We start from the raw sequence: 18,374 nt of genomic DNA, 5'->3' as shown, positions 1-18,374 counted from the left end.
TTGCCGCCATGGTTGGTTTAGATTGACCTCGTTATCACAGCGGGCAGGCGGGCAAACCCGGCCGTTGCCCGACGGTGAATCTGCAACCGTAGTCGTCATCCGCAACAACGACCGGATCAAGCACTTCATCTCCCTCGGGCTTATCAGCGACCACATCGCCGTTGACCCATGTCAACCAGTCATCAATGAGCGCCTGGTATTCACCGGCGGAGAAATCGCAATGGCTGGGCGCTCGAATCGCACGCTGAACCAGAAGATTGTCGTTGCCATTTTCCCGGGCTCGCTCACGGTAAAGCTGCTGGTGGCGGAAAGGCACATAGAAGTCGCCCAGGGTATGCATGGTCAGCACCGGTACGTCGAAATCACCGTTGACCAAAGGAATCCAGCGCACGCCGTCCTCACGCAGCGGATTAGCATCCGGATCGGCGCTCACGCGGGCGATACGTTCGTTGAATTCGATTTCTTCGGCGGTTGGTTGCGGACCGTTGGTCCAGCGATAGACCTGGTCTTCGTTGCCATAGCCGTTGCGAGCCAGGATGCCGTTGATATCGCCTGCGGAACCACCCGTTCCCAACACAATGCTCTGAAGGACGCTGTCAAAACCGAATTCGAAAATCGGACGCTCGCCCCCAGTCAGGTTCTCGGCGATGGCCATCAAACGCTGACCCTCGATGCTTTTGGGCGATGACCAGTCCGGTAAGCCACCCGCTTTTTGATCGAACAACGCATTAACCATTGGTCCGGGTTGAATTAGCGGTCCTTGCGGATGAAAAGTTCCGACCAGCTCGGGGAAACTTGAGTAATCTTCATTACCGTAGCCAGACAGCTCCATCATTACCCTTGGGTAGTCGCCCAGCCACTGGAATTGATTCTGCTCTGACTGGCATAAGGGAGCAGCACCAGCGTAGTCGACCTTGAATTGGGTGCGCTCCATGTTCTCCCGATCTACAGATGCAGCGGCAACGTGACCGCCCAGCGATGCGCCCGAGATCAGATACTGGCCGGGCGTGGAGAATCTCTCACCATAATCGCGCTCGACATACTCCACCACATTCAGCGCCAGTTTGTTGGTATCTTCGATACCCGCACGAGCGTCGTACCAGTTGGCGGAATAGGACGACGCGGCCCAGGCGTAGCCCGCATCGATCACGGCTTGGCGCCAGGCTGCGCCCGGCATGGAGAGCCCCAGCTCCAGGTTTTCGCCACCGTAGCCCCGCGTCCACATGATCAGACCGTCACCATCCCAGCCGTCAGGCACTTCAAATGCGTAGAGCGCATCGCCCTGCAGACCGTCATATTTACCGAAATAGATGTCGGCACCACTAAGCGCAGAGGGACGGTCCGTTGCTGCTGGGAGCTCTGCTGTAAAAGAGCGTTCGTCATGCTCCCGTGTCACTTCGGGCGTTCCTGAACCCGGTGCTGCTGGCTTGTCAGAACTTCCGCCACCACTGCTTAAACAACCGCTCAACACAATTGCTGAAAGTGCCATGGGCACGGCGGCCGAGTACCAATGTTGAGTGCGCAAGGTAAACCTCCATTGTTATTTCTTATTAGTTTTGTTATCCGCGGGCATCTGAGCCCAGCGCACTTACAACAATAGTCAAGTCTTCAACAAAAGGCTTCTCCATCATTGCAATTGATACTTCTACCACCGCCCGGACGATTGTCCCGAATCCCGCGTGCATCCAACCTGATTTATCCATCCATTACGGTTGTGCCGACTGACTCACAGCCTTCCCCGTCGCTATTCGAGACAATACGTGCCATCTAAAGGTGACGATCGAGCGCTTATCGTTAGCTCTGCAACGGACTTGCACAAGGAACAACGGATGTTTTCATCTGCAAACACCCCGCATTTCACCCTCCGCATTCAAGGTGATGACCACGATTTCAAGGTGCTGGCTTTCAATGGTCAGGAGAGCCTGTCAAAGCCCTACTGCTTCGAGGTTGAACTGGTCAGCGAACAACCTGACCTGAATATTGAAGACCTGCTGCATGTGCCGGCGTTTCTGAACTTCGCTGGCGAGAGCAAGGGCGTTCACGGGCTGATCCACAGCATCGCCCAGCGTGAAGCCGGCAAACGCCTGACCCGTTATAGCCTGACGCTCGTGCCGCACCTTGCCTATCTGCAACATGCCCGTAATCCACGCATCTTCCAGCACCAGACCGTGCCGCAGATCATCTCCAGCGTTCTGCACGAGCACGGCATCCATGGCGAAGCTTTTCGCTTTCAGCTCCTCAATGAAGGTCCGGAGCGCGTTTACTGCACTCAATATAACGAAACCGATCTGCACTTCATTCAGCGACTATGTGAAGAAGAAGGCATCCATTATCACTTCCAGCATGCGCCAGACGGGCATCTACTGGTCTTTGGCGATAATCAAACTGTTTTCCCCACGCTGGCACCGACCGGTTTCGATCAGGGCAACGGCATGGTGGCCGACGAGCCGGTGATCAAGCGCTTCGCGCTGCGCCTGGAAACGCGCCCCAGCCGTGTCACCCGCCGCGACTACGACTTTGAAAAACCACGCCTGCTGATGCAAAGCGATGCTCGGAGCAAGACGCTGCCTGACCTGGAGGATTACGATTATCCCTGCCGGTTCACTGACCGCCAGCGCGGGAGCGAACTGGCTACGATCAGTCTGGAACGCCACCGCAGCGACTTTCGACAGGCGAGCGGTGAAAGCGATCAACCCCTGCTGGTCAGTGGCCACTTTCTCGCTCTGAACGGGCATTCGCGGCAGGATTGGAATGACCTATGGCTGCTGACCGACATTCGGCACGAGGGCAAGCAGCCGCAGGTGCTGGAAGAGTCCGTTATTAGCGACGCTAAATCCGAAGATGGTTTTACGCAGGGCTACCGCAACCATTTCACCGCGACACCCTGGGACGTTCCCTATCGCCCGCCGATGGTGCACGCCAAACCACGTATTCGCGGCAGCCAAAGTGCCGTGGTAACGGGTCCTGAAGACGAAGAAATACATTGCGATCAATACGGTCGCATCAAGGTGCAGTTTCATTGGGACCGCCTTGGCCAGGCCAATGACAAGCCCAGCTGCTGGCTCAGGGTGGCAAGCAGCTGGGCTGGTGATCGCTACGGCAGTGTAGCCATCCCCCGGGTCGGTATGGAGGTGTTGGTCAGCTTTCTGGAGGGCGATCCGGATCAACCGCTGGTTACCGGCTGCCTGTACCACAATGAACATCAGGTTCCCTATCACCTGCCCGACAATAAAACCCGCACCGTCTTCAAAACCCTGAGCAGCCCCGGCGGTGACGGCTTCAACGAGCTGCGCATCGAAGACAAAAAGGACGAAGAACAGATCTTCATCCACGCCCAGCGCGACTGGGACCAGAACATCCAGCACGATCAAAAGATCCGCGTCGGCAACGAGCGCCACGACCGCGTCGAAGCCAACAGCTATACCGAACTGCTCGCAGAGCAACACCACACCACCCACGGCGATCGCAAAACCGAACTCAAAGATGACGACCACCTTACCGTAGGCAACAACCAGCACATCCAGCTCGGCAAAGCGCATCTGCTCAAAGCCGGTCGCGAAATCCACCTCAAAGCCGGGCAGAAAATGGTCATCGAAGCCGGCGCCGAGCTGACCCTGCAAGCCGGGGGGAGCTTCATAACCATTACCCCGGCCGGGGTGAGTCTGAATGGGCCGGCTATCCGCTTGAATGCGGGCGGTCATCCAGGTAAAGGCTCGGGAGCTAATGTGTTGCGTCCAGCGGTTCCTGTGCCGGCAGATACCGACAAGACAGGTGAACTGACCAGGCCAGCCGGGGCCAACGCCACGCCAACTGCACTTTCCCGACCAACTCTTGCCAGCGCTCAACGCTCCATGGCACTGACAGCGCGTGAACTGGGAGCCAGCCGCTGCCCTGTTTGCGAAGCCTGCATGGAGGGTGCATGTCCGGTATAACAAGCGTTGCCGAGCCAGCCAAGATCTGGATCACTGAACAGCACCGAATGGATCGGGATCTGTTCATGGTGATAGACCGTCTTGCCGAACCAGACCCGATTCCAATGCTGTTTGCAGCGGGGGTTATGGATGAGTACATCAATCTCTATCAGGGTACTGAATGGGATGAGATGGCCGAAATCGGCCCCTGGCTTGTAAAGCTGCCGGCGGGGCAAGCTGAAGCCATAGCGGGCTTCCTTGAAACACCACAGCGCAACTGGGGCTGGCTGGCCAGCGCGACAGAGTTGAAGCTTTCGACGTTTGCAGCGCACTGGCGCGAGCGGATGGTTATTAAAGAGCAGGGAACGACAGCACTCTATCGTTTTCAGGACAATCGGGTGATCGCTCACCATCTCGCTTCGCTAACAGCGGATCAACTGCCCTTATTACTTGGCCCCGCCTGCGCCATACTTTGCTGGCATGGCGAGACTTGGCAGGCGACCAACAACAGCGCCCCCGCGCAGTACATCTCCCCTTTAGATCGTCCATGGCTGGATGTGCCTGAACCAGCCGAGGTGCTCAGGGGTATCCGGCGCAAAAATCTGCAACAGTGGTTATGGGAGCAGCATCCAGTGGCGACGACGCGGCTGGCATCCACCGAGCCACTGCTGCCGTGGTTGGACCGACAATTGGATAAGGCTGAACAATGGAGATGGGAAGAATCTGAACAGATCAAGTTTTTGCTTCACCATCAGCTAGATCCCAAGCTTGCCAATGCTCCGTTCTGGTCGGCGAGGAATGAAGAGCCCCCTGAAAAACATTACCAGCGCTGTCAGCGGGACATCGCCAGGCAAACCCGGAGCCAGGCATGAAAAAACTTTTATTACTGCTACCCCTCGTGTTGCTCACCGCCTGCAACGCAACAGGCTCAATGGTCAAGGAAAGCGCCTTATCTTTAACCGAGCGCGAAGGCCGCGAAAGCTTCACGCTTGCCGGCAAGTTACCCGCGAACTTTCTGATCCAGGCCACTGCCCAGTTCAACCCACTTAATCCAGAGCGCTGCCAAGTGTACAACATGGGGCTGGGGCATAACGTAACCCGGGATACACGCACGCAATACCGTACCGAATTTCAGGATGAACCGTCCTCTTTCAGTTTTGATATCCCGCTGACTTATCACATTGGGCTTTGTGATATGGAGTTGGGCGGAGTCGGGCTTCTAATACGCGGTCGTTACGGTGAGGCGAGCTGGCAGCATCACCGATCCACCGGGGGGATTGGTATCGCTGATACGCGTCCAGCGGGCGCACCGGAGTTTGCTTCCAATGGAACACAGACACTCCGAGGGATTTGCACTTGGCTATTCCAAATAAGCAAACTCCGGCTGGAGCTCAGCAAGGTCCTTAGCTGCTCGGAAACTGACGAGTCGTGGAAACTGGACCCGGACTTCGTTAAGCGTCGTTCTATCGGCACCACGCTGGGGCGCGATGAGCTGGCTGGAAAGACAGTGGTCCTGAATCTTCGTGTGAATCCCAAAGAAGAGCCATCTATGCACCGCAGATGGATACAAACCGAGGCGGGCTGGAAGCCTTGCACTGGGACAGAACAGTCCGGCAGATGCCAATCCCCACCTGTTTTCAAGCCTTTTAAGATGGGTGAGCAAAAATGCACTGTTTACCCGGCCTGCAAGGAGTAACCACGGATGGCTATTATCAGATTCGAGCAATTGGAGTGTCCCAAGCGTAAGCAATGGGTGAGCTTTCGCCTGGTAAATGAATCTGGGGACGGACAACCCTACAGCGGGCTTCGTTTCAAGCTATATGATGCACTCGGCACAGAATATCCCGGCAAGCTGGACGAGGACGGTTTTGCGCGAGTTGATGGCATATACGCAGGACCCGCCCTGCTGAGCATCTCTGAAACATATGGCGGCGGAGAGGACTGGTACGAAACTCTTATCGACCGTAAAGCCTACCCTCTTCCGATAACTGCGCTTCAGGTATTAGCAGAACAATCACCCACCGGCCCCGTCAAAGCTGACGGATCGACCTGGCTAGCGGAACAACGCGCCGCAGAAGAAAACGCCCGATTCTTCCGCGTTGAAGTCAGCGATTTTGTATCAGCCAACAAGCATCTGCCGGCCCCCGATACGAAATGGGGACCGCGCCCCAGCGCAGCATTGAAATCTGCAGCAGGCGAGATGGAAGGTGTAGCTCTAGAGCCAAACCAGCACCACGTATTCGAGATCAAAGCATTACGCGCTTACAGCCCGCTGTTTTCTTTGGCGCCGGAGTTTAGTGCGTTGAACGCCTATCACCTGGCTGTAATGAGCGTGTTGTCATACGCGCCATTCGGCGCCAAACCAGGCTTTGTGGAGTCCTATAAACCCAGCCCGCCGCCATATGATGCCGCAGGCAGTATCGGCCATGTATTACGCGAACAATTGGCCCGATTGGAAAAGCCTACGCAGTTCGATACCGCGAGCTATCACCTGCTTTGTGAAGAAGTACCTTACTCCAAGCGCCTTGAGGTGGTGCCCTACGATCCGGCGCGATATCCGCAGCAACAGGAAGGGAGCACTCCGGAAAGCGTGCACTTTCTTCACGATAAAGACACCGAAACACAGGCATTTGTCACCCACAATGACCAAACGATTCTGGTGTCAATCCGAGGTACTGTGGGATTTCGCGACTGGCTGAGAGATTTCGATGCGCGGCAGATATCTGCTGACGGTATGGAAGGCCAGGTCCATCGCGGCTTCTACGGCGGCTTCTTGGCAGTTCAAAAATTTCTCGAACCCTATCTGGAAGATTTTTATACCAGGGGCCAGACAATCTTGATCAGCGGCCATAGTCTCGGCGGGGCAATCGCCCTGCTCGTGGCTCAATGGCTTAAAACACTACCCGCCGCTCCGAAGGTAATTCTCTACACCTACGGTGCCCCACGCGCCGGCACTACCGCCTTTGTTGAAAGTGCAAGAGACCTGGTTCACCATCGTCTGATCAACCACAACGATCCTATCCCCAGCGTGCCCTTTACCTGGATGGATGCCGAATGGAAGCTGGCCCTGCCCGGCACGGTCTCACTGCTGGCTTCGATCGGAGCGCCATACGCGGGCGTTGCCCTGCTGCTGGGCGGCCTGCTTAATCTGAAAGGGCATGATTATGGTCATCATGGCGAGCAGAGACATTTCATGCCCCGCAAGAGAGGCGGCGGTAGCGAAGCATCAGTCTTGTGGCAGCCGGGTGAAGCAATCGAACATATGGCCGGCGCAGAGCTTGCCGCCAAGCTGGATCTTGAGCGGGATGAAGTAAAACGTGGCAACCTTCTGCTCCAGATGGCTGGCGTCGGTCATCATTCCTCGAATACCGGCTACGCCCGAGCGGCGCTTGCCAACCTGCTGCGCTGGAATGCCAGCCTCAGCCGCAATGGCGCACTTTTCACCGAGGAGGAGCTGCAGGCGTTACAGCCGCAACTGCGCGGGCTGGAAGAATATTTGAGCAACTGGGAAGCCGGTAGCTTCCAGGCGTTTGAGAAACAGGTCCGCGCCCGCCACGACACGCGGTTCTACAATATGTCAAAAACTGAGCGAGTTCAGGCCTATCACGGTGGCGTAGAGAGGGCCCGAGACGAACAAATGGAACAACTGGCCGGGTTGTCGCGCGCTCAGGAACGGCTGTTACAGCAGGCCCAGCAGCCGGTAACACCGCGCTGCGTTTTCGGGGATCGGGCGAACCACGAAGCACTACCCCGATTGCTCAGCGAGTGGCGCCAGTTGGCCGATGTAAAACAGGCAGAGCAGCTGGCCGTGGAGCTGGCCCGAACGGAAGAAGCATTCGCTTGAGGTAGCCTGCGTTATCGCTAAATCGCGGCACCCGGTGCGCCTCGCTGATATTCCGATCAGCGAGGCGTTTTACATGCTGCGCAGGATTACTCGCCCCAACGCCCCGGAGCATAGGTGAACACCGGCAGCGCCAACGACCAGCGAATGGCGCTTAGCCGTAACGCCAACCCTACGCTGAAAGAGGCGAGCAGGTTGATGTCTTCGTTTACGCCCAACCGCATCAGTCCGAGATACAGCAACGCTACGAGCAAGGAAACGCTGGCATACAGCTCCTTGCGCAGTACCATCGGCGTGCGATTACACAGCAGATCCCGCAGGATGCCGCCGAATATACCAGTCGTGATACCGGCCATGATCACTACGGGTGTCGGATAGCCGAGCCTGAGCGCGACGTTGCAGCCAATGACGGTGAAGGCAATCAGGCCCATGGCATCCAGCACCAGAAACAGCGAATGGAGATGGTGCATGAAGCGGGCAATGACCATGGTCAGCAGGCCGGCAGAAATGGTCAGGTAGATATACATTGGATGCTGGGTCCAGGTAACAGGGTAGTTCCCCAACAGCATGTCGCGGACGGTGCCTCCGCCCAGCGCGGTAATAAAGGCGATGAAGGCCACGCCAAACATGTCCATATTACGCCGGCCTGCGGCCAGGGCGCCGGACATGGCTTCAGCGGTGATAGCTATCAGATAGACGTAGATAAGCACACAGTACTCCTGCAGCTGTGTCGCCTCTCCCCCTGTCCGTTGTACCTGAGAGTTACACAGTCATAGACTGCTTGCCCCTTCGGTGGGTTGTCTAAGCAACCTCTCTCCAGCTGGCGTTACGGAGACGTTTTCGTTTGTCTCCGGTAAGATTCGCAGTACGTCTGCCTGAGCGATTATGGGAGTTTGCGCCTTCGGCGGAGACTCGAAGCCTCTCTCTCCTGCGAGCCGCGATTATACAGAAAGCCGAGCGCATTCATATGGTCGCTAAAACCCCGCGCCTTGGAAGATCTCAGCCAGCACCAACCGTCGATACCGGTGTCATTTGCGATAGCGGTCACCCAACAGGACAGGTAATGAATTCAACCGTCAGCATAAGTAATCAGCGTCTGGCGCAAGCCCTGGAGATCCAGGCCATCGGCGTCATTTATCTGGATATGACGGGCCGGCTAGTGGGCGCTAACGATGCTTTCCTCGCTGCAACGCAATATAGCCGTGATGAATTGCAGTCGGGCCAGCTGACCTGGCAGAAGCTCACCCCGCCAGAGTGGATTGAAGCATCGGAAAAGGCATTTGCTGAACTGAGAAGCTGTGGCGAGACCACGCCATACGAGAAAGAATATATCCGCCGTGACGGCTCGCGCTGGTGGGCTTTGTTTGTCGCGAAAATGCTCGACGACGATATCGCGTTCGAATTCACCATCGATATTACCGATCGCAAGTTAGCCGAACAGGCGCTCGAGCGAAGCGAACAACGCCTGCGCTCGCTTATCAACACGATTCCACAGCTGGTCTGGCGCTCAGCGCATACCACCGACTGGGTGTGGACCAGTGAGCAGTGGACCAAACACACTGGCCTATCCAGCAAACAAAGCAAGGGCAAGGGCTGGCTGGCTGCGGTGCACCCCGATGATTATGCGCGCGTGATCGCTGGCTGGCACCCCTGCCCCAACGCCCAACGGGCCGAGTTCGATTGCCGGATACGCAACGCAGAATCAGGTACTTATCGCTGGTTTCAGGGCTGTGCTACGCCTGTCCACTCGACTAGCGGCGAGTTGCTGGAATGGGTGGGCACCTTTACTGATATCGATGACCAGGTATGCAGTCGCGAAGCGCTTGCCCAGAGTCGAGACTTGCTGGAAGCCCGCGTTGTAGAGCGTACCAGCGAGCTGCAGTCGGCTCTGGATGAACTATCCGTCGAAGTCAGCGAGCGCAAGCAGGCCGAGGAAAAGCTCGTTCAAAGCGAGAAGCTCAAGGCGATAGGACAGTTGACTGGCGGCATCGCGCACGATTTCAACAACCTGTTAGCAGGAATCAGCGCCAGCCTGGAAATCATGCAACAACGTATGGCATCGGGCAGGACAGAGCATCTGGAGCGTTACAGCAGCATGGCGTTAACCTCAGTCAAGCGGGCTGCAGCCCTCACCCATCGGTTACTCGCCTTCTCTCGACAGCAATCACTTGCCCCCCGTTCGATCTCACCAAAACAGGTCATCGCTGAGCTCGAGGAGTTGATTCGTCGCACTGTGGGCCCACATATTCGCATCAGTTGCAATTTCGCGGCAGGCGGCTTTGTCATGTGCGACCCCCAGCAGCTGGAAAACGCGCTTCTCAATCTGGCGATCAATTCGCGTGACGCCATGCCAGACGGCGGCACCCTCACGATCAACACCCGCCATTGTCGATTCGATCAGCGGCTCGCTGACGAACTGTCGCTGCAAGCCGGCGAGTACGTATGCATCTCGGTCACTGACACCGGCGAAGGAATGGATGCCAATGTGGCCGCCCACGCCTTCGACCCTTTTTATACCACCAAGAGTATTGGCGACGGCACGGGCCTGGGTCTGTCCATGGTATATGGCTTTACTCAACAATCCGGCGGATCTACCCATATCCAAAGCGAGCCTGGGCTGGGCACCACGGTCAGTATGTTCTTCCCCAGCGATACTGGTCCGACGCCTGAGGCCAGAAAGCAGGTTCAACATGCTCTGCCAGAAGCCAATGGGGAGAACATTCTGGTGGTGGACGACGAAGCGCCGGTTCGCGTACTCGTCAGCGAGGGGTTACGCGAGCAGGGTTATCGAGTCAGGGAGGCCGAAGACAGCGAATCAGCCTACCAGTTACTTGCACAGGACGAAGCAATAGACCTGTTGATTACGGATATAGGCCTGCCGGGTGCTGTTAATGGCAGAGCACTGGCGGAAACATTCCGCTCGAAACTTCCTGGTTTGAAAGTTTTGTTCATCACCGGTTTTGCCGCTGACCCACAGCTTGAAGCAGCAGCAAGTTTACGCAGCACCGCGCTGTTGACCAAGCCATTCGCGATGGTTGATATGACTGAGCGTGTGCACAGTTTGTTGACTGAAGAGGACTAGTTGTTCACTCATCCACCCTCCGTCTGAGGCATGCCGTCAATCTGGCATGTCTTGTCCCCATGCGAAACCTTAAAGAAAAATCGGCATTACCAAAACCTGGACCGCAACACCTAGGAGAGCGAATACTTGATGACCTGCAGGGACCAGCTCCGATTAGCTCATAGTACAAAATGACATCATATGAGCACTATCTTTTGACAGACCTGTTGGCGCTTATACCGCTGTCCGGGATCGCCACCCCAGATCGATAACCAAGCATTTCATTCGCATCTATAAAATCACCCCAATGGGTTAATTTATTGATTCAGCGGCACATACATCAGACCTGCTTCAAACTTTCACCATTTATCAAGCCCACCATATCGCGTACAAATAAACTTCAAAAGACAGCCATCTCAGCTCTGTCCAGAACTTATACCCCATACGGGTGGACTTTCCTCTCAACCGTTGACGTGTGCAAATACAAAGTTAAGACTCTGATTCCGGCCGGCGGTAGTTCGATGTCCTGGCCATCATGGAACCGTAATACGTTTTGATAATCGAACAACTCAATGGAGTTACAATGAATAACAAGAAATCGCCGAAATCGGCACTTTCCCTGCTCGCTGCAGGCGCATTGTTCCTTTCTGCTTCCGCTATGGCAGCTAACCCAGTCCCACCACCGACCGATCCAGGAACTCCTGACGGTGGCTATCAGCGGGGACCGGATCCAAGCGTCTCAATGCTCGAAGCTCGAAACGGTCCCTTCTCGGTAAGGACCGAAAGTGTTTCGAGCTTTACCAGCGGTTTCGGTGGCGGCACGATTCACTACCCCACCAATACCACCGGCACCATGGCAGCTATCGTTGTCATTCCCGGGTTCGTTTCAGCTGAGTCTTCGATCGAATGGTGGGGCCCTAAACTGGCCTCCCATGGCTTCGTGGTCATGACCATTGATACCAATTCCGGATTCGATCAGCCACCGAGCCGCGCTCGCCAGATCAACGCTGCACTGGATTACATGATCGATCAGAACAACTCTCGCAGCAGCGCTGTGTCAGGCATGATCGACCCTGAGCGTCTGGGCGTCGTGGGCTGGTCCATGGGTGGCGGCGGCAGTCTGCGCGTAGCCGCTGAAGGTCGCCTGGATGCGGTTATTCCGTTGGCGCCGTGGGATACCACCAGCTTCCGCAGCGTGAATACGCCCGCTCTGATATTCGCTTGCGAGTCAGATCTCATTGCGCCGGTCAGCAGTCACGCATCGCGGTTCTACAACCAGATACCGGCCAGCACACCAAAGGCCTTTGTCGAAATCAATAACGGCACCCATTATTGCGGTAATGGCGGCGGTTTGAATGACGATGTGTTGAGTCGCCTGGGTGTCTCCTGGATGAAAGTCCATCTGGACAAGGATCAGCGTTACCAGCAGTTTATCTGCGGACCCCGCCACGAATCGGATCGTGACATATCCGAATACCGTGGCAACTGTAGCTAAGCACCACCTTGTAGAGTAGACCCTGGAGCTGATATGGCTTCAGGGTTTTTTATTCAGGCACTAACCTTTTGTTTGGCCTGAAACAAAGTCTTCCCGGCTTTTTAATCTCGAAAACTTTTCGGTTGCCATATCGATCACCAGCAGCAACAGTAAACTCGCCCCGAAGACCGGGAGTGACAATCCCAGCAATACTGCAACAAGTACTGCACCCGCTTTTCCTCTGGATGATAACCGAACCCAGGCCTGTATCACCCCTCCCCGCCCACTGTTTGGTAACGGCCGGCGGCGCCACCAAATGATATATCCCAGCGCAACCATCGTTACCACGCCTAATGCAGACACAATAAGAATGATCTGATTAGCCAGACCAAACAGCGTCCCCATGTGAGCGTCGATCCCCCAACGCGTAAGTTTGCCGGCGACCGGGAAGTTTGCAAATTCGATTTCGTCAGTAACTGTCATGCTGTGCGGGTCGATGGCAACGGCATCCACTTGCGTGGGCCAGCCTCGATCGATCTCCACGACACTCCAGGCTTGGTCCGGAGCCTTCGCCGGCGTGATTTCCAGCTTGGTTGCATCAATGCCAGCTGCCCGGGCCGACGTTAATATCGCGTCAATCAATGAGTAATCGACGGCTGCTTCGGTTCCCACTGTTTCCTGCAGATGATGCGCATGTATATCGGCGGTGCTGTCCTCCCCCGCGAGACGTGTGGAAAGACCTGGCGTGGACATCCCGAACGCAGCACGCGCGACGCCAATATTGCCGCCCGCCCATTTTGACCAGGTCAGGCCCGTGGCGGAAAAAAACAACAAGGCTATCAGAAGGATGACACCCAACAGCCCGTGCCACCGCCTCGGGCCGGGCGCCGGCCCCGCTTCGACTGGTCTCGACTGTCTTTTACGGACCAGCCATATCGTCAATCCGCCCAGTGCAATCAGCCATAACCATGAAGCTGCCAACTCGCTGTAGACCCGGCCCCATTCACCAAGAAAAAGCCGTCTGTGCATATCGCCTATCCAGTTGCGCAGCGGAAGTACCCCGGTGGTGCCGTAAACCCTGAGGTCTCCTCTCGGCTCTGCCGTAACAGGATCTATGAACACCGCGAGATGTTCGAATGCCTTGAGCCCTTCGCCTGCGAACATCACCCGGGTAGTATCTCCGGGCTCGGGTGCAGGCCGCACTGCCGCAAGCCTGACGTCGGACTCGCCGAGATGATTCTCAGCGGCCTCGATCTGAAGCTTCAATGGAACTGCCGGCCCCTGACTCTCGGTAAACAACTGTTCTGAGTAGATCCAGTTCTCGAGTTGGGGCGTTAGGGCGTAGAACAGGCCACTCAGTGCTGCGACAAGGATAAAAGGGCCTACAAGGAGTCCTGCCAAAAAATGCAAACGGGCAATCAGCGCGAATATCAATCTACCGGAGTCGGCAGCACGCGGGGTATCGATATCAGGGACTTCAACGCGGGACACGCTGGGCATGGCTGAACGGCCTTTATCACGCAAATATTGAGCTGCATCGCGCCACACGCAACACAGGATGAAGGGAATCGACACCCAGCACCGCGAGTGCCAACAGCAGCGCGACGGCGATACAACATTCGACTCATGATTACGTCGAGCCGTAACCGGCTCCGAGTGTAGAACGCTATCGCCGCTTTGTCAGGAGATTGCTGGAGCCTGATGTCAAGGCGTTGGTGTCTCACGCAATCGGTCCGCGGCTTGCATCAGAGCCGTTTCGGTCTTGCTCCAGCCCAGACAGCCATCAGTAATCGATACGCCATACTCCAGGCGAGACGACAGCTGCTGGCAGCCATCAAACAAGTGGCTTTCGAGCATCACACCACGCAATGATTGCTCGCCAGCCCGGCGCTGGTCGACAACCGATTCGAGCACAGCAGGCTGGCGCAGCGGGTCCTTGCCACTGTTGGCATGACTACAGTCGACAACCAGGCCGGCGTCGATGCCCTGGCGAGCCAACGCTGTACGCGCTGCCGCTATCGCATCAGGATGGTAATTAGGCCCCGCATGACCGCCACGAAGCACCAGATGCGTATCAGGATTGCCCTGGGTCTGGATCAACGCCGGCTGCCCTTGATCATTGATTCCAAAATGCCGGTGCGGGTGCTCAGCCGAACGCATCGCGTCGCAGGCAATACCCAGGCTGCCGTCCGTGCCGTTCTTGAAGCCCACCGGCAGATCAAGCCCACTGACCATCTCCCGGTGTATCTGTGACTCGCTGGTGCGCGCACCGATTGCGGCCCAGCCAAGCAGATCATCAAGGTAGCCGGCTACCATCGGCTGCAGCAGTTCAGTTGCGATTGGCAAACCTGACTCTGCGATAGACAACATCAGCCGACGCGACAGCGCCAGCCCTTCGGTCATGTCGCCGGTGCCATCCAGACGCGGATCATATAACAGCCCTTTCCAACCAATGGTCGTCCGCGGCTTTTCGACATAGGCGCGCATTACCAGCAGCAGCTGGTCGCTTACCTGATCAGCCAGCTCAGCCAGACGCTGGGCATATTCGATGGCGGCGTCCGGGTCGTGCAGCGAGCAAGGCCCAACAACCACCAGCAAGCGATTGTCTTCCCCATTCAGCACAGAGCGGATTTGGCTGCGATGCTGCTGGATTGAAGCGCCCAGTTCAGATGAAAGCGGCAAGCGGCCGCGCAACTGAGCGGGCGTGGGAAGCGGTTCGGCAGTGCGCCGCTGGAGGACTGGCGAAGTCGGCGTTGCTGCGGTCAGGTCACTGGGAGTCAGGGCTGAAACATTGGCGTTCATGAATGCTTTCCTTAGCCGGGCGGCAAAGCCGCTGCGGCGCTATCGTAGTGTTCGTTCTAGGCATGGTGCTGGTGCGCGCAGAGCGCTGGTAAATCGCCAGTTGCGATAGCAAAACAGAACATTGCTGCGGTTGTTGTACATAGTCATATCCTCTTCACGTGTAAATAAAAATAAAAAACCCCGGTCGGGTTGCCGACCGGGGTTTCAGGATTTCTCTGGTGGCGACCCGTTAAATCTGGCCGCCTGGGGGTATCAGGCGCGCCAGAGGCTAAACCAATATCCGAAATAAAAATATTTGCCCGCTGCAACCGAACACCCACGCGCCAAGGCTGCGCAAAGGGCGCAGGCAGGAGCTTTGAGGTTTTCGCGTTGCAGCAAAGACATGGGAATCTCCATTGAGTTGACCAGACTTTAGCCGATCAACCTTTAGGGAAGCAACCGCCGCCAGGTAATTCATTTCGTGTTCGGGGATCCCATGCTTGATCCACCAGGCATTTCTCGCCGGGTAATCCGGCGAGAAATGCTTTGCAGAGTTTCCCCAACCAGCACACAGCAGATCGGGCCTGGAACAGGCAATCTTGAGCCCTGCACTTGACACGGACGGAACGTATAACTAGTACCAGTATTGGACATACGTCCGGAACGTCTCACAAGAAGAATATTGGAGCTCCCCATGATTCGAGAAAGAATCGCTTCACCGCATGACGGGACGCAGTCCGCCCGGATTTCATTCCCCCTGCTGGCCGGTCTGGCGCTGGGCTTGTCCTGGTCGGCCAGCCTGCTCGCGGCGCCAGCGGTTGACGGCCCTATACCGGGCTCACCTCCCGGCGATCCGCTCGCAGCGGAAGTCGAGAATACCTATCCGTTCTTCGCTACCCGGGATGCGCTGGCCCGACGCGGCTATGTGGAAGAAGAGTTTTATCTATCTGGCACCGCGACCGGATATAGCGTTGAAGGCGAACAGCTCGCCGAGGATGTCCCCTATCGCACGCGCATCGTGGTACGACGACCAAAATCACCGCGCAAGTTCAATGGCACGGTCGTCATGGAATGGCAGAATGTAACGGCCGGTTATGACCTCGATGCACTCTGGCATGGTGAACAGCTGATGCGCGCCGGCTTCGCCTGGGTGGGCGTGTCAGCGCAGCGCGTCGGGGTCAACCATCTGCGCGAATGGAGTCCAACCCGCTACGGCGAACTGGATGTCACAGGCGGCGGGTCCTACAACACCGATGAACTGTCCTACGACATCTTCGCCCAGGCAGCGGAAGCAGTACGTCAGCCGGCCGATATCGATCCGATGGGCGGGCTGGATGTCGAGAAAGTACTGGCAGTGGGCGGGTCACAATCAGCTGGGCGGATGACAATCTACTACGACAACATCTTGCCTCAGGTGGAAAACCCGGTATTCGATGGATACAACTTCGTTGTGGGGACTGGCCCCTCACGCGCGGGCACCGAGCCCGTGTTCCACGTATTGTCGGAAACGGACGTGAGAACGCCTGAAGGCCGGCGGCCCGATAGCGACGTGTATCGTCGCTGGGAAGTGGCCGGGGCGGCACACTCCGGATACCAGGGGCAGGCCTACCGCGCCCCTCTGTCGGAGCGGGACCTTCCAGATGGCCCACCAGAATACGAGTGTGTGGCCGAGCCCTTTAGCCGGATCCCCCTGCATCACGTCGTAGTGGCTGCACATGATCATCTGGTCGACTGGATTGACGGAAAAGCGCCGCCCAGTGCGCCCTATCTGGAATTCGAGGGAACCACCAAAGTGCGCAACGAGCTTGGACTGGCGCAGGGCGGCATCCAGTTATCACAGCTAGCCGTTCCGACCGCAATCAATACCGGTGATAACGCAGGACAGACCTTTTGCTTCCTGTTTGGTAGCTATGAGCCGCTTGATGAAGCGCAGCTCAAGGAGCTTTATCGAAACCACGGTACTTACGTGGCCAAGGTGACCAAAGCAGCCGGCAGCAATGTATCGGACGGATATGTACTGCCGGCAGATGGATTGCTGACAATCAGGGAAGCGGCCAAGTCAGACGTCGGCAAAGGCCGTCGCAAGCATTGACGATCAGAACCGCAGGGCAAGGACGCCCTCTACCTCCGAAACGACTGCATCATTATTTTTACGCTCAACTATTTCATCAACAGTATCGCCACCCCAAGCAGATACAGCAGGACAATCGCCACACTCTCCACACCGACGCGTCCGGGCCCCTGCTCCTGGCGTCTGATAAGGCCCATCATCAGCACCGCCGCCATGACCAGGGTCAGCGAGATCCACAGGTAGATCTGTCCGGACATCACGTGATAAATCGAGCCGCCACGATAAGCGATATCTGAAGCTGCGGTGAATAGCGTGTCGAATGCATTCCCACCCACAATACCGCCGACGGCCAATGTCAGTGCGCCCCGTCGTACCGCCGCGACCGAGGTAACCAGCTCAGGGATGGAAGTGCTGATAGCCGTTAGTAGCACACCTACCGTCGTCTGGCCGATGCCGGTGAGCCGGGCGATGTTGGTGGCAGCGGGCTCAAGCAACCAGCCGGCGATCCCTAATCCGCCCATCAGGAATATGAAACTGACCCAGAGCTTTGCCAATGATGGCGTGGCCGAATCATCGTCGGGCGTATCTTCACGTGTTTCATCGGTGACCTGGGGATGCCACATGGGATGGTTGCGGGCTTTACTCACCAGATTGATACCGTACACATACAGCGCCAGCAGTGTCGGAGTAACCGGATGAATATTCCAGAAGGTAACGTCAGGTAGGTTAGGTGACAGCAATATCACGCCGAGCAAGGTAATGAGCAATGCGTTCTGCAACATGTTCGGCGCCGAGGCCGCTGCATGCTCCAGGTTGGCCCGGGCGTGTGTCATATCGGCCACAACCAGAAAAAGTGTCTGGACGGCGATGCCACCCAGCGCGTTGGCCAACGCCAGTTCCGGATTGCCATTCCAGGCGGCGGTAACAGAAAGCACCGCTCCTGATAACGAGGTGGCTGCCCCCAACAGCACTGCGCCCACCACGGCTTCGCCCAATCCGGTTCGATCCGCCAATTGGTCGACGACCCGTGTTATCAAGGTACCCAGCACCGTAATGACGCCTGCACACAAGCAGAACACGAGAATGCTTACGGTCAGCGACCAGGTTGAAGGGTTGAAGAGATCCAAATGTGTCTCCTTTTCCGCAGCAAAGTGGGTTCCCTGCCTTGTCTCCCCGTTTCTGCGTCAGGAGCCCCCGTCAACAATTGAACGGGTTGGGCAGTTTTCCAGTCTACT

Annotated in this window: 12 protein-coding genes and 2 riboswitches; of the genes, 7 read left to right on the top strand and 5 right to left on the bottom strand. The window is 56.7% G+C overall.

What is annotated here, in order from left to right:
* Window positions 1-34: 34 nt before the first annotated feature.
* Window positions 35-1,396, bottom strand: coding sequence for an alpha/beta hydrolase (locus G3M63_RS12345; protein WP_163983310.1), 1,362 nt, complete (start codon window positions 1,394-1,396; stop codon window positions 35-37).
* Between the two features lie 433 nt (window positions 1,397-1,829).
* Between G3M63_RS12345 and tssI the strand changes: the two genes are divergently transcribed.
* Genes tssI through G3M63_RS12325 form a run of 4 tightly spaced genes read left to right on the top strand, consistent with a single transcriptional unit; the run spans window position 1,830 to window position 7,755 of the window.
* A complete protein-coding gene (tssI, locus tag G3M63_RS12340) occupies window positions 1,830-3,932 on the top strand; it encodes a type VI secretion system tip protein TssI/VgrG (protein ID WP_163983309.1) in 2,103 nt (700 codons plus the stop codon).
* A 47-nt stretch (window positions 3,933-3,979) separates the two neighbouring features.
* A complete protein-coding gene (locus G3M63_RS12335; RefSeq protein ID WP_256669804.1) occupies window positions 3,980-4,783 on the top strand; it encodes a DUF4123 domain-containing protein in 804 nt (267 codons plus the stop codon).
* The gene (locus G3M63_RS12330; RefSeq protein ID WP_163983308.1) at window positions 4,780-5,607 is read left to right on the top strand and encodes a hypothetical protein; all 828 of its coding nucleotides are present in this window, start codon (window positions 4,780-4,782) and stop codon (window positions 5,605-5,607) included. Before G3M63_RS12335 ends, G3M63_RS12330 begins: the two co-directional genes overlap by 4 nt.
* A gap of 6 nt (window positions 5,608-5,613) precedes the next feature.
* Entirely contained in the window at window positions 5,614-7,755 is a 2,142-nt protein-coding gene (locus tag G3M63_RS12325; RefSeq protein WP_178100976.1) for a lipase family protein, read from the top strand.
* An 86-nt stretch (window positions 7,756-7,841) separates the two neighbouring features.
* Here G3M63_RS12325 and G3M63_RS12320 read toward each other — a convergent pair whose 3' ends face one another.
* Entirely contained in the window at window positions 7,842-8,462 is a 621-nt protein-coding gene (locus G3M63_RS12320; protein WP_150300934.1) for a trimeric intracellular cation channel family protein, read from the bottom strand.
* 22 nt (window positions 8,463-8,484) lie between these two features.
* Window positions 8,485-8,582, bottom strand: a riboswitch (glycine riboswitch).
* A 23-nt stretch (window positions 8,583-8,605) separates the two neighbouring features.
* Window positions 8,606-8,693, bottom strand: a riboswitch (glycine riboswitch).
* A 122-nt stretch (window positions 8,694-8,815) separates the two neighbouring features.
* On the opposite strand from G3M63_RS12320, the gene G3M63_RS12315 reads away from it, so the two are divergent.
* Complete coding sequence (locus tag G3M63_RS12315) at window positions 8,816-10,834, top strand: PAS domain-containing sensor histidine kinase (RefSeq protein WP_163983307.1); 2,019 nt, start codon at window positions 8,816-8,818, stop codon at window positions 10,832-10,834.
* Between the two features lie 562 nt (window positions 10,835-11,396).
* Window positions 11,397-12,308 carry a dienelactone hydrolase family protein gene (locus G3M63_RS12310; RefSeq protein WP_150300936.1) on the top strand — a complete coding sequence of 304 codons (912 nt, stop codon included), beginning with the start codon at window positions 11,397-11,399 and terminating at the stop codon, window positions 12,306-12,308.
* A gap of 60 nt (window positions 12,309-12,368) precedes the next feature.
* On the opposite strand, the gene G3M63_RS12305 is transcribed toward G3M63_RS12310, so the two are convergent.
* Window positions 12,369-13,862: a PepSY domain-containing protein gene (locus tag G3M63_RS12305; protein WP_306110136.1), complete on the bottom strand. Its 1,494-nt coding sequence runs from the start codon at window positions 13,860-13,862 to the stop codon at window positions 12,369-12,371.
* Window positions 13,863-13,991: 129 nt separating this feature from the next.
* Entirely contained in the window at window positions 13,992-15,089 is a 1,098-nt protein-coding gene (locus G3M63_RS12300) for a 3-deoxy-7-phosphoheptulonate synthase (RefSeq protein ID WP_163983306.1), read from the bottom strand.
* Window positions 15,090-15,762: 673 nt separating this feature from the next.
* Between G3M63_RS12300 and G3M63_RS12295 the strand changes: the two genes are divergently transcribed.
* The gene (locus G3M63_RS12295) at window positions 15,763-17,160 is read left to right on the top strand and encodes an alpha/beta hydrolase domain-containing protein (RefSeq protein WP_218573601.1); all 1,398 of its coding nucleotides are present in this window, start codon (window positions 15,763-15,765) and stop codon (window positions 17,158-17,160) included.
* A gap of 68 nt (window positions 17,161-17,228) precedes the next feature.
* Here the strand turns inward: G3M63_RS12295 and G3M63_RS12290 are convergent, their stop codons facing one another.
* Window positions 17,229-18,266 carry a sodium:calcium antiporter gene (locus G3M63_RS12290; RefSeq protein WP_163983305.1) on the bottom strand — a complete coding sequence of 346 codons (1,038 nt, stop codon included), beginning with the start codon at window positions 18,264-18,266 and terminating at the stop codon, window positions 17,229-17,231.
* Window positions 18,267-18,374 lie beyond the last annotated feature (108 nt).

This window comes from Pseudomonas sp. OIL-1 (genome assembly GCF_010669185.1).
Classification (GTDB): Bacteria; Pseudomonadota; Gammaproteobacteria; order Pseudomonadales; family Pseudomonadaceae; genus Halopseudomonas; species Halopseudomonas profundi.
Note: the sequence above shows the minus strand (reverse complement) of the source record. Positions and strands in the feature narration are given on the sequence as shown.

Bases quoted from the DNA above. Each gene is read 5' to 3' on its own strand.
- tssI (WP_163983309.1), top strand. From the start codon at position 1,830: ATGTTTTCATCTGCAAACACCCCGCATTTCACCCTCCGCATTCAAGGT.
- G3M63_RS12335 (WP_256669804.1), top strand. From the start codon at position 3,980: ATGGATCGGGATCTGTTCATGGTGATAGACCGTCTTGCCGAACCAGAC.
- G3M63_RS12330 (WP_163983308.1), top strand. From the start codon at position 4,780: ATGAAAAAACTTTTATTACTGCTACCCCTCGTGTTGCTCACCGCCTGC.
- G3M63_RS12325 (WP_178100976.1), top strand. From the start codon at position 5,614: ATGGCTATTATCAGATTCGAGCAATTGGAGTGTCCCAAGCGTAAGCAA.
- G3M63_RS12315 (WP_163983307.1), top strand. From the start codon at position 8,816: ATGAATTCAACCGTCAGCATAAGTAATCAGCGTCTGGCGCAAGCCCTG.
- G3M63_RS12310 (WP_150300936.1), top strand. From the start codon at position 11,397: ATGAATAACAAGAAATCGCCGAAATCGGCACTTTCCCTGCTCGCTGCA.
- G3M63_RS12300 (WP_163983306.1), bottom strand. From the start codon at position 15,089: ATGAACGCCAATGTTTCAGCCCTGACTCCCAGTGACCTGACCGCAGCA.
- G3M63_RS12295 (WP_218573601.1), top strand. From the start codon at position 15,763: ATGATTCGAGAAAGAATCGCTTCACCGCATGACGGGACGCAGTCCGCC.